This window comes from Colwellia sp. C2M11, assembly GCF_018860915.1.
Lineage (GTDB): Bacteria > Pseudomonadota > Gammaproteobacteria > Enterobacterales > Alteromonadaceae > Colwellia.
Window position 1 is genome coordinate 1 of sequence record NZ_JAHKQD010000041.1, and the last position, 12214, is coordinate 12214.

At 35.0% G+C, this 12214-nt stretch carries 10 protein-coding genes; 4 read left to right on the plus strand and 6 right to left on the minus strand.

The genetic code is table 11. The annotated features are described in order from the left end of the window. Positions 1 to 909: 909 nt before the first annotated feature. Complete coding sequence (gene sbcB, locus KO509_RS11280) at positions 910 to 2355, plus strand: exodeoxyribonuclease I (RefSeq protein ID WP_215973380.1); 1446 nt, start codon at positions 910 to 912, stop codon at positions 2353 to 2355. Between the two features lie 153 nt (positions 2356 to 2508). Here sbcB and KO509_RS11285 read toward each other — a convergent pair whose 3' ends face one another. The 3 genes from KO509_RS11285 to KO509_RS11295 form a co-directional block, all read right to left on the minus strand. Further along, complete coding sequence (locus tag KO509_RS11285) at positions 2509 to 3870, minus strand: sigma-54 dependent transcriptional regulator (protein ID WP_215973381.1); 1362 nt, start codon at positions 3868 to 3870, stop codon at positions 2509 to 2511. Positions 3871 to 3878: 8 nt separating this feature from the next. Beyond that, positions 3879 to 5720 carry an ATP-binding protein gene (locus tag KO509_RS11290; protein ID WP_215973382.1) on the minus strand — a complete coding sequence of 614 codons (1842 nt, stop codon included), beginning with the start codon at positions 5718 to 5720 and terminating at the stop codon, positions 3879 to 3881. An 86-nt stretch (positions 5721 to 5806) separates the two neighbouring features. After that, positions 5807 to 6862 (minus strand): porin, encoded by a 1056-nt coding sequence (locus KO509_RS11295; protein WP_215973383.1) that lies wholly within the window; start codon positions 6860 to 6862, stop codon positions 5807 to 5809. A 537-nt stretch (positions 6863 to 7399) separates the two neighbouring features. On the opposite strand from KO509_RS11295, the gene KO509_RS11300 reads away from it, so the two are divergent. Continuing rightward, positions 7400 to 8851, plus strand: a complete 1452-nt coding sequence (locus tag KO509_RS11300; protein WP_215973384.1) for a DASS family sodium-coupled anion symporter — start codon at positions 7400 to 7402, stop codon at positions 8849 to 8851. A 106-nt stretch (positions 8852 to 8957) separates the two neighbouring features. On the opposite strand, the gene KO509_RS11305 is transcribed toward KO509_RS11300, so the two are convergent. From KO509_RS11305 to KO509_RS11315, 3 genes are all read right to left on the minus strand, one after another. Continuing rightward, positions 8958 to 9830, minus strand: coding sequence for an NAD(P)-dependent oxidoreductase (locus tag KO509_RS11305; RefSeq protein WP_215973385.1), 873 nt, complete (start codon positions 9828 to 9830; stop codon positions 8958 to 8960). A 68-nt stretch (positions 9831 to 9898) separates the two neighbouring features. Beyond that, entirely contained in the window at positions 9899 to 10270 is a 372-nt protein-coding gene (locus KO509_RS11310; RefSeq protein ID WP_215973386.1) for a HopJ type III effector protein, read from the minus strand. A gap of 7 nt (positions 10271 to 10277) precedes the next feature. Then, positions 10278 to 10535, minus strand: coding sequence for a DUF2999 family protein (locus tag KO509_RS11315; RefSeq protein WP_215973387.1), 258 nt, complete (start codon positions 10533 to 10535; stop codon positions 10278 to 10280). Between the two features lie 159 nt (positions 10536 to 10694). On the opposite strand from KO509_RS11315, the gene KO509_RS11320 reads away from it, so the two are divergent. Together KO509_RS11320 and KO509_RS18205 are read left to right on the plus strand one after the other, a co-directional pair. Then, a complete protein-coding gene (locus KO509_RS11320; protein WP_215973388.1) occupies positions 10695 to 11177 on the plus strand; it encodes a glutathione peroxidase in 483 nt (160 codons plus the stop codon). An 86-nt stretch (positions 11178 to 11263) separates the two neighbouring features. After that, positions 11264 to 11644, plus strand: coding sequence for a MarR family transcriptional regulator (locus tag KO509_RS18205; RefSeq protein WP_289847545.1), 381 nt, complete (start codon positions 11264 to 11266; stop codon positions 11642 to 11644). The last annotated feature ends 570 nt before the right edge of the window (positions 11645 to 12214 follow it).

The following is a 12214-nucleotide window of genomic DNA, read 5'->3' on the forward strand; positions in this document are numbered from 1 at the left end:
CTCAATGAATTCTGTCGTGACATTCAATCTCTTCGAAAAGAAACCAAATATCGCATTACATAGTCGCTACCTACTTCGCTAGAAATAAGTAACTATATTTATTTGCATGAACATCATTCATTAAGCGTTTTTTTTGTTCCGCTTTCCTAAGAAAGAAGAACTATGTAAAAACAAGTTAATGTGAGTATTCACACAAATTGCATGATAACTAATTGTTAAAGAAGAAATCGAGTAACTAGGTTAGTCGATATAGATGAGAGTCGCATTCGCTCTCCACCTGAGCAGGTTAAGTCTAACTTAATCTGCGTTGCTCGTTGCTGTTGCCCCGAAGCAGGATGCGTATCATACGCTTCCGAGTTTTAATGTCAACGTTTTATTTTGATTTTTTTAAAAGTTTTTGCAAACTCTTAAACACTTCATTACTTAAATCAAAAGTAAACGTTAAGTTAACTATTTATCATCAAATGAAAGTAGATAACTTATTAAAACAGCCCGTTGATGATTCGTTTTGCCTGAACCCCTTGGAACTGGAGCGCATTGTAGAGATTTATTATATTTGATCAAGCGTTATTTTCATTTTTATTCATTTAAATTGAAAAATAACATCATACGTTTATTATTAACTCAACAACTGTTCACAAAGCAAACAAAACGATGTATATCGGATTAAAGTGATAAAATAATCTATATTTAACCTCACTGTATTAGTTTGTAATAGCTTAGATTTAGTCACTACATACTCTCCCATGTCTAATTAACACACTAATAAAGAAATAGCTGTTCGTGAACATTTTCAATTCATTGTTGCTTACCATGTCAGCTAAAGCGATAATTAAATTATCAACTACAAAAAGTAATACTGAGTATTAATGCATAATAAAATATTAAAGCATGGAGTAATAACACCAAATGGACGCTAACAAACAACCTACAATTTTGTGGCACGATTACGAGACATGGGGAATTTCACCTGCGTTTGATAAACCTTCTCAGTTTGCTGGTATTCGCACTGATCTTGATTTAAACATTATTGGCGAGCCTGAAATGTTCTATTGTCAGCCTCCTGTAGATTATTTACCCCATCCTGAAGCGTGCTTAGTTACCGGTATTACACCACAAAAAGCACAACAAGCTGGTTTAACTGAGGCTGAATTTGCGAGTCGTATTCATCATTTATTTAGTACACCTAATACCTGTGTGGCCGGTTATAACAATATTCGCTTTGATGACGAAGTAAGCCGCTATTTATTTTATCGCAATTTCTACGACCCTTATGCCCGTGAATGGCAAAATGGTAATAGCCGTTGGGATATTATTGACATGGTGCGAGCTTGTTATGCTTTACGCCCCGAAGGTATCAACTGGCCAACGGTTGAACGTGATGGTGAAGAAGTTGTAAGTTTTCGTCTTGAATTGTTAACAAAAGCCAATGGGATTAATCATGAGTCAGCACATGATGCAATGAGTGATGTTTATGCCACTATTGCTATGGCGAAGTTAATTAAAAATAAACAACCTAAGCTTTATGATTTTATTTTTAACTTAAAAAATAAAAAGCAAGTGGCTGAGCTACTGAATGTGGCTGAGATGACGCCAGTTGTTCATACCTCATCTAAAATATCATCGGCACACGGTTGTACTAGTTGGTTTGCGCCTATTAGTTATCACCCTGTAAATAAAAATGCTGTGATCTGTGTCGATTTAGCGCAAGATATCGAACCATTACTGTTATTAACCAGTGAAGAGATAAAAGCACGCCTATATACACGTTATGATGATTTAGCTCCTGATGAAAAACCTATCCCTGTTAAGTTAATTCACATTAATAAATGCCCTATTGTTGCTCCAGCTAAAACCTTGTTACCTGAGAATGCACAACGTTTAAAAATTCCTCGTGATTTTTGTTTAGAAAATTTAGCAACGTTAAAAAAACATGCTGAATTACGAGATAAATTAAGTGATGTGTTTGCGACGTCAGATTTTGACAATACAGATGTCGATGCAGAACAAGCATTATATGGTGGCAGTTTCTTTAGCCATGGTGATAAAGCGCAAATGGACATTTTACGTGGTTTAACACCTGAGCAATTAGCGAATCATCCATTTCAGTTTCAAGATGAACGTTTAAGTGTATTGCTTTTTCGTTATAGAGCAAGAAACTACCCGTATACTTTATCTACTGAAGAGCAACAAAAATGGCAGCAATATTGCCAAACCAAACTGCAATATGGTGGTAAAGGTATTTTATCACTTGATGAGTTTATGATTAAAATTGAAAACCTTGCTCATGAGCATGAAGAAGATAAAGCTAAAATGTCTGTGCTCAAATCCTTATATGAATTTTTACAAGGATGACAAACGGTAACGGTATTCTTCATTTTTAATCGAGTGTTTTACTTTCATTATTTTGCGCTATCACTTTGATTAATGTACAACATTGCAATTGGCAGAGTAATGAAAGTTACCTGCCAATTGCAAATATGCATAAGTCTGGCTGTACATTAATCACTATTGATATGTTGTTCGTTCTAGCTCATATTTTTTCATTTTATCGTACAAGGTTTTACGAGCTAGTTTAAGCTCTTCCATCGTATCTTTAATACAGCCTTCATTATTAGCTAACGCTTCTTCGATCAGAAACTTTTCAAAAAATTCAACTCGTTTTGTTAATCCCATACCATTATTCATCAAACTAGCGCGGGTATTTTCTTTAAAGTTAAATGCCGCAGATTCACCTAATAAGATGTAACGCTCAGCTAAATTACGTAATTCCCTAACATTGCCTGGCCATTCATAACTTAATAGCTGTGCTTTATGTTCTTGCGAAAGTGGTATTAACTCTTTTTTATAACGAGCTGAAGCTATCCTAGCAAAATGTAAGAATAGTAGTGGAACATCTTCAATACGCTCTCTTAAAGGCGGAATATCTACTTTAACTAAGTTTAAACGATAATATAAATCTTTGCGAAACAGACCTTCTTCACACAACTCTAATAAGTCGACCTTGGTAGCAGCGATAACTCTAACATCGAGCTCTATCCCTTCATTACCACCTAAGCGCACAATTTTACGCTCTTCTAACACTCTTAATAACTTAATTTGCAATGCCATTGGTGTACTTTCTATTTCATCTAAAAATAAAGTACCTCCATTTGCATATTCAAATTTTCCAATACGTTTTTTATCCGCGCCAGTATATGCGCCCTGCTCAGCGCCAAATAACTCACTTTCTATAATATGTTCAGGAATCGCACCACAATTGAGTGCGACAAAGTTACTTTCACGGCGAACGCTGTGATCATGTAAATAACGTGCAACTAATTCTTTTCCAGTTCCGGTTTCACCATCAATCAGAATGTCAGCGGGAGCATCCATCACTTGATTCAGTATATTTCGCATTTGAACGATATTAGCTGAGTTCCCTAGAATTCGAGGGCCTGGTAAACAATGAGTTTCAATTTCTTTTTTTAATTTTCTGTTTTCTAATACTAAAGAGCGATTCTCTAACGCTCGATTTACTGTATCGACAAGGTCATCATTATTAAAAGGTTTTTCAATAAAGTCATAAGCACCGTTACGCATTGCTTGTACAGCCATGGATATATCACCAAACCCCGTCAGTAATATAGTTGGAATAGCTAAGTCGATAACTTTAATTTTCTCCATAAGTTGGTGACCATCAACTTTCGGCATATTAATATCACTTATAACAATACCTGCCCAGGTATCACTTAACTGTTCAAGTAATTGGCTTGCTTCTGAAAAAGCTGTTACTTCAAATCCTTGTAATTCAAATAATTGTTCAATAGCACTTCTTATATGCTCTTCATCATCAATCACAAATACTGTTTTTAAACGTTCACTTTCCATATAAATCCTTAATCAACCTGCTTTCGGGGTAAATTAATGGTAAAAATTGCCCCACCATCAGGATGATTACTAACGTTAATTTTGCCTTGCATTGATTCAATAATGCGGTGTGAGATAGATAAGCCTAAACCTAACCCAAAATTATCTTTAGTCGTAAAAAAGGCTTCAAAAACTCGATTAATATTATCCACTAAAATTCCAGGACCATTATCTTGTATTTCAATAATAACCCGTGATTCAGTGTTAGAAACAGAAACTCTTATTCGCTTATCTTCTTGCTCACTCAATGCCTGCATTGCATTACTTAATAAATTAACTAGCACTTGTTCAAAACGAATAGTATCACCAAACACAAATGAAGATGTTGCACTCGGTTCACAGGTGAGTTCAACTTTCCCCACTTTAGCTTGATGCTTCACTATACTCATGGCTGCCATTATACTGGTATGAACATTAACTGTGGTTGCTACACCAGTGCTTTTTTTAGAAAAACTATTAAACTGGCTAACAATATCGCTTAACCTATCAACTAACCCAATAATAAGCGTAAGATTATTCTTTACTTTATCTGTCATTCCACGTTCTTGATACGCTAATGCATTTTCAGAATAGCTACGCAATGCTGTTAAAGGTTGGTTAATTTCATGATTAATACTGGCTGACATACTCCCAATAACAGCTAATTTTTCTGATTGAATAAGCTCTTCTTGCATTTTATTCATTTGAATTTGCACTTGTTGTCGCTGCGCTATTTCTTCATGAAGTTTAACATTACTCGCACTTAAATCCGCCGTTCGTACCTCAACCTTCTTTTCAAGTAATTGTTGAGATTCTTTAAGCCTTCGGGCGTTTTTATAACGCTCGTTTGAAAAAAGAATTAAAAGTACCAACAATAAATAAGCACTTGTACTTTGTATGATTAATAACTCTCGTTGTTTATTTATTGGTTTTGTTGAACGCCATAAATGCACTTGCCAATTCACGTTTTTCATTAATTTTTGTAAAGCATACACCTGCTCGTTATGCTTATTTGTTTTTATTGCTAATAATTTACTGTCCACTTTTAGTGGAAAATAGTGACTTGACACTTTTGTAACGTTAAGTGGTTTAATTTCTTTATTTGCATATCGTTTACCCGTAATAATACTACGCTGCTTACTCTCAGATAAATCACCAATGGTTTTAAGACGCCATTCAGGCCTGTCTGAAATAAATATCACATCATCTGGTGCAACAATTAAAAAATTAAAACTGTCATGCAATACCGTTTTTTTATAATGATCTTCAATATCGGCAATACTAACTTTTAATGCCACAACCCCAATAACCGTGTTGTTATCCATTACTGGATAAGCGTAATAAAAACCGCGTTTACCACCGCTTAACCCTACGGCATAATAATGTGATAGCTGACCTTTTAACGCATCTTTAAAATAAGGTCTGAATTTAAAATTCATACCAATAAATGTAGTTGATGAAAGCCAATTACTAGCTGCGACTGTAATACCAGATTTATCGATAAGGTAAATATCAGAAGCTTGGGTCATGTGACGTATATCTGCTAGTAACTTATTTAGCCTTTTAACCTTTGAAGGATCGCTAGGGGATAGTAATACTTCTGTTATTAGAGCTTGTTTAGATAGTACTTCGGGGACTGTATCAAAACGACTCAGAATATTCTCTATATAGCTCACTAAGTTATCGAGTTGTTGGCTAGATTCTTGATGTATTTGCTGATAAGCATTACGCATGCCTATCAGCTGTGTTATCTCAATAACCGACAATAATCCCACAACAACCAAGAAGGAAGTAATATAGTTTTTACGTTTTAATTTACCTTGATAGCTCAAAAAAATTACCTTGTTAAAAACTAAATTTACTTTACCAACACAAAATTAACAGATTACTTGTTGTGGAACATTTGACATTTAAGCGATTAAAAATCAAATCTAGCCGCAACTTGTAGCTCCGACATGTTTTCACCTGTTGAAGGTAAACGCGTAGTGTCGTTATCTAATTGTTCAAAAGAAGTCCATAAACTAAAATTCTTCGAAAGATAACGGATATATTCTACTTTAATTGATCTAACATCGCCCTTAATTTCACACGCATTTATCGCATAACGTGCATGAACTTGATTATCACCTTGGCGCCATTTAGCATATAGACCCGCAGTTGAACGTTCTTCATCTATACATGCCGTCACTCCGCCAACATTATCAGTGTTTTTTCTTGATACTAATTTAACATTACCAGAAGAATTTCCACTATATATGTCGAAATCTTCTTCTGCTAATTGATAAAATGCAGACACGGTGATAGTGTCATTTATATCATACCAAGCTCGAACACCATATAAGTTCCCAGTATTATCACCTTGCTGATCTGCGATCAACGCGGCTTGGAGTTTTAATTTTTCATGGTGATATTGTGCTGCTACTTGGTATTGATCAATCGAATCACCATCTTCACCTTCGGTTTGTATTGCAGCGCCAAATTTCCAAGCATCGAATGACTTTTGCCATTGCAACATATCGTCATCGCGAATAGCGCCTTGGCGTAATGAATCTAATGCATCAGAAAAGTAAGCACTACGAACATATTGATGCCATATAATAGTTTGAGAGCCGTAAGTAACAGTACCAAATTTACTTTTTATACCTACATAGGCAAGACGTAAACCAGCACTTTGATTTTGATTAAAGTTAACACCGTCATCACCACGTAAACCGTATTCAACTTTAGCAATACCCGTTAAATCATTTGTTAACTGAGTATTAGCATTTACACCAACTCTACTTAAATAATCTCGACCATTTGCAGCATCATCAGCTGTGCCACTATCAATATAGTCAGCGCCTAAACGCAATGAGCCATAAAACTCACTGTTCACCTCGGCTGCATAGGTATTTAAACTTAAAAGAGAGCAACCAAGTATCAATGTATTTAAACACCAAGTACTATGCTTTTTGTTTACTAAATCGGATTTCATGTATTTCCCCTTGATCTTAAATTAACTTTAAGAAGTTTTTATATTTTTATAAGAGCCAACAAAAAAACTAAATATTTATCAGCCCCCTCTTATGGCAATATTCAGACCAATTAAAAATAAAAGAAAAAACAATTAAAACAAATAAATAACAATAAGTTAGAGGTTGTTTATTTATACAGTGCAAATTAATATGGGTGGAATATCACCCTTGACGATTGATTTTGTATATAGAATTCCCCCCATAACCGTATTTTCATCAAAAGATAAAATTAACGATGCACAGCATAGCCAACACCTCCCTAATAGCCATATCACCTAAACTATTTCTTACTACTCTTATAAATTTTCTTGCTATGTATTCAAGGGCGGTTTTCCACACATAGCTATTAAATCATGGGGGGATTTCAATACATATAATAATTAAAAACAGAGTAAATATAAATAAAATACATATTTAACAATAAGATAAAAACATGGCAACGTCTTTGCTATGTATAAATTAGAATTATTATAAAAAACACTATCGGGAGTGAATTTATGACAGAGATTAAAGACAAAGAAACACCATTACGAATGCTTTTACTAGGACCAGCAATAATGCTGATCACTTTATTAACCCCTTCTCCTTTTGATGGTATGTCTGCTGTAGCATGGCATACTCTAGGACTAACCCTATGGATGGCAATATGGTGGATCTCTGAAGCAACCCCTGTTTCTGTTACCGCATTTTTACCTTTAATTGTTGCACCTATTGTAGGTATAGCCCCAATTAAGTTAACAACCTCTTCTTATGCTCATCCGCTAATATTTCTTTTTCTTGGTGGTTTCTTTATCTCCATTGCGATGGAACGTTGGAATTTACATAGACGAATAGCCTTAAAGGCAATGTCTCTAGCGAGTACTAAACCCAGTCACCAAATTGGTGGCTTAATGTTAGTTACTGCTTTTTTATCTATGTGGATGTCAAATACAGCAACGGCAGTAATGATGTTACCTATAGCACTATCCATTATTGAAATGGTAAAGCAAAAACAAAGTGGTGAAAAACAAGAAAACTTCTCAAAAGCAATGCTTTTAGCTATTGCTTTTTCTGCCAGCATTGGTGGTTTAGCTACATTAATTGGTACACCACCTAATGCGCTTATGGCTGCATATTTAGCTGATAGCTATAACATTGAGATCGGTTTTGCGCAGTGGATGATTGTAGGCGTACCATTAACAGCAGTATTATTATTACTATGCTGGTTAATTCTCACAAAAATATGTTACCAAGTTAACGAAGGTGAACATATTGATACACATGATATGTTTAAAAGTAAATTGAAAGAATTAGGTACAATGAGTAAAGGCGAAAAGTTAGTACTATTTTTCTTTGCGTTTGCAGCTATCAGTTGGATCTTAAGGCCTTTAATCGCCAGTATTACTGGGCTTGCTATATCAGATACCGGTATTGCTATGTTTGTAGCTTTACTGCTTTTTGTTGTCCCCGTTGACCGAAAAAAAGATATACGCATTTTAGCTTGGGAAGACACCAAGAAATTACCTTGGGGCGTACTGTTACTTTTTGGTGGTGGCTTAGCCTTAGCAAGTCTAATTAAACAATCAGGGCTTGCAGACTTTATCGCGATTCAACTTCAAGCAACATCAAACATTCCCCTTATTGCTGCTATTTTGGTTGTTACCGTTACGATATTATTCCTAACTGAGATAACGAGTAATACCGCAACTGCTGCTAGCTTTTTACCTTTATTAGGGCCAATATCAGTTACCTTAACTGATGGACCTATGATGCTAGTTATTCCGGCTGCTTTAGCTGCTAGTTGTGCGTTTATGATGCCAGTAGCAACCCCACCAAATGCAATTGTATTTAGCTCTGGTGAATTACGCATTGCCGATATGGCCCGAGCAGGGTTTTGGCTTAATATCGCCGCTATATTTATGATAGTACTATTAATGTTAACGGCTGTACCTTTAGTGTTTAATCTATAACCTAGCCACTATACACGCTTTGTATCAGCGCCAGATAATTAGTCTGGCGCTGATTTAAAAACTATTCAAGCGGTGTTACCTTTTTATAACATTACTTTCGAAACTGCTACTTTTTGAAACGAGAAATAAGGCTTGAGGTGTCCCAACGGTTACCACCCGCGTTTTGAATTTCTTGATAATAACCATCAATTTGTTTAGTGGCGGTTAAATCAGCTCCTAACTTTTCAGCTTCATTAAAGGCGATAGCAAGATCTTTTCTTACCCAATCGACAGCAAAACCAAAATCAAACTCTCCAGCACACATCGTTTTCCCCCGATTATCCATTTGCCAAGAGCCAGCCGCACCTTTGCCAATAGTATCAAGTAACTTATCTGTATCTAAGCCTGCTTTTTTCGCAAAGTTCAAGCCTTCAGCTAAGCCTTGAACGGTATTAACAAAACAAATTTGATTCACCATTTTTGCTAACTGGCCTGAGCCAACGGAACCCATTAATTGACTAAAACGGGCAAATGCGCCCATAACGGGTTCAACTTTAGCAAAGACGGTTTCGTCACCACCAACCATCACCGTTAATACGCCATTTTCAGCGCCAGCTTGCCCACCAGAAACAGGCGCATCTAAAAAGTATTGCCCATTTTGTTCAGCAATAGTAGCAAGCTCTACCGCAATTTCTGCTGATGCCGTTGTATGATCAACTAAAATACTACCAGTAGGCATACCAGCGAATATCCCTTGCTCACCAAGAACAACTTGTTTTAAGTCATCATCATTACCAACACAACAAAAAACAATCTCACAATCGTTAGCAGCTTCAGCCGGTGTTTGTGCGAAAGAGCCTGAAAATTCTGCCTGCCATTTTTTAGCTTTTTCTGTTGTTCGGTTATACACACAAACATCATAACCCGCTTTTTGTAAATGCCCTGCCATTGGGTATCCCATTACACCTAAGCCAATAAATGCTACTTTCATTATACTCATCCTCATTGCGTTGTTCTGATTTAACAAAACGGATTTATCAAAAAACTATAAAATATTTAACACGACTTTTAAGCTGACGGTAGAAGCGCTAAAGCAATAGCGTCAAATTTAATACCCTGCCAACCTGTTTTTATAAAATTTCTAATATTACCGTGATCATCACCCAGTGGGTTTTCCAACACATCTTCACGATAATACCGACCAAAACACGCTAATGTTTGTTGCTGATTTAGCTCATTTAATTGCGCAAAATAAAATATTTTACATGAACCTTCATTGGTGCCCGCTTGATTAACAAGCTCACCATTAGTGAAAGACGTTGGTTGATAATTATAACTATCTTTAATAACTTGCATTACTTGCTCAAATTCAACAGTGGCTGATTGTTGTTTAATTTGCGTTAGTAATGCTGACAAACTATTAGTATTATTTTCTTGCATAATGATCCTACAAACCTTCTTTCAGTTTAGCTTTTGCTGCTTCAACTTTTGAAAAGTCTAAACCTAGCTCTTCTACAGCCTCCTGAATCAAGCTTGGTTGAGTCATCACAACCCCCATAATAGCTTGTAGTTTTTCAGGTGGAATACCTAATTGTTGAATAATCCCCATAGCCATTAAAGGGTTTTCTGTTAACGCTTCAAAAAGCTCATTGATTTTTTGTTCACTAACATTTTCTTCTTTTAACATTTGAATAATTGGATTCATTTTTATTTTCCGACTTTTGTAAGGTAATTAATTTTTATGGCTGAAGTTTACCCTTTTTTGCAATTAAAATAAAAACAATATAGAGTATGCAAAATTAAATTGTGCGCAATTTAATTTAAAATAAACAAACTAACCATAAAATAAGCCTAAGGAATAAGCATGAATAACGACATATACCAATTTTCGGCTAACAATAATGCTGGTGAAGAAATTCAATTATCAACTTATAAAAACAAAGTCATGTTAATTGTGAATACCGCGAGTGACTGTGGGTTTACCCCACAATATGAAGGCTTACAAAATCTTTATCAAAAGCACCAAAGCCAAGGTTTAGAAGTACTTGCCTTTCCTTGTAACCAATTTAAGCAGCAAGAAAAAGGCGATAATGAAGCAATAAAGCAGTTTTGTGATTTACGTTTTAATATTAAATTTCCTTTATTTAGCAAAATTGATGTGAATGGCGATAATACTCACCCACTATTTAACTTTTTAAAATCTGAAGCACCAGGCGTACTAGGCTCTAAGCGTATCAAATGGAATTTCACTAAGTTTTTAGTTAATAAAGAAGGCAAAGTAATTAAACGTTATGCACCAACAACTAAACCTGCAGCAATAGAATCTGACATTGAAAAGCTTCTATAAACCCTAGGTAAGTATCTATGAATGAAGATGAAAGTTTAAAACTAGAAAATCAATTTTGCTTTCGGCTTTATAGCCTGAGCAAACTAATGAACCGCCATTATAGTCCAGTATTAAAAAAGCTAGGACTAACATACTCGCAGTATTTAGTGATGTTAGTTTTATGGGAAACTAATAATACTAAAGCAACCACTTCAGTTAAGCAGTTAGGTGAAAAACTTGATTTAGACTCTGGTACCTTGTCACCATTATTAAAACGCTTAGAGAAGCAAAATCTAGTGACACGCGTTCGTAATAAAGCAGATGAACGCAGTGTTGAAATAAAGCTGACTAACATTGGCTGTGAATTAAAAATGCAAGCTAAAAACATTCCTACGCAAATGTTTTCTGTAACAGGAATGTCGGTACAAGCGTTACAAGCAATGAATAAACAACTCGATAATTTATTAGCGAATATGAATACCAAATAATTCCTACAACCATATTAACTTCTTAACGTGGTTGTAGGAAATAATTATCGTTTATGGCTGCATTAAGCTCTACAAAAGTAGATGATATTAAAGCTTCAAGTTGAAAAGAGTTAAATCGGATTTATTGCCGTAACCTATGAATTATTTATGGCAGAAGCTGATATTGCTAAATAACCTGAGATCGGCTTAATATATTCTTCTCTAACAGCTACTTTTACTTGCTTCATCGTTAAATTTTATTAGTAACTATTTCAATGGATTAAAAACATCTTAAACCGAGTTCAGGTTAAGTACTTAGTCAGAGCTTTCATTGAGTTTATCATGATATTTTCCTTAATATTTAAAATGTTATTCTCTAATGAAACCCGAATTTCAATACTTTATTTTGTATTACTAAAGTGATCATATCCATAGTCATTTCATGTTGAGTGATAATGCTAGGGTTAGTTAAATTGGAGGTAATAGTATTATCCATTTAATAGATACGATAGCTTGGTTACCCATATTTATTTGTATGAAATTTCCAAATATAAATTAAGAGGTAATAAATACCACACAAATATCGACGTT

Excerpts from the sequence above, each read along its gene's own strand:
- KO509_RS18205 (WP_289847545.1), top strand. The coding sequence starts at position 11,264 with ATGAACCGCCATTATAGTCCAGTATTAAAAAAGCTAGGACTAACATAC.
- KO509_RS11310 (WP_215973386.1), bottom strand. The coding sequence starts at position 10,270 with ATGCAAGAAAATAATACTAATAGTTTGTCAGCATTACTAACGCAAATT.
- KO509_RS11285 (WP_215973381.1), bottom strand. The coding sequence starts at position 3,870 with ATGGAAAGTGAACGTTTAAAAACAGTATTTGTGATTGATGATGAAGAG.
- KO509_RS11295 (WP_215973383.1), bottom strand. The coding sequence starts at position 6,862 with ATGAAATCCGATTTAGTAAACAAAAAGCATAGTACTTGGTGTTTAAAT.
- KO509_RS11300 (WP_215973384.1), top strand. The coding sequence starts at position 7,400 with ATGACAGAGATTAAAGACAAAGAAACACCATTACGAATGCTTTTACTA.
- sbcB (WP_215973380.1), top strand. The coding sequence starts at position 910 with ATGGACGCTAACAAACAACCTACAATTTTGTGGCACGATTACGAGACA.
- KO509_RS11305 (WP_215973385.1), bottom strand. The coding sequence starts at position 9,830 with ATGAGTATAATGAAAGTAGCATTTATTGGCTTAGGTGTAATGGGATAC.
- KO509_RS11315 (WP_215973387.1), bottom strand. The coding sequence starts at position 10,535 with ATGAATCCAATTATTCAAATGTTAAAAGAAGAAAATGTTAGTGAACAA.
- KO509_RS11320 (WP_215973388.1), top strand. The coding sequence starts at position 10,695 with ATGAATAACGACATATACCAATTTTCGGCTAACAATAATGCTGGTGAA.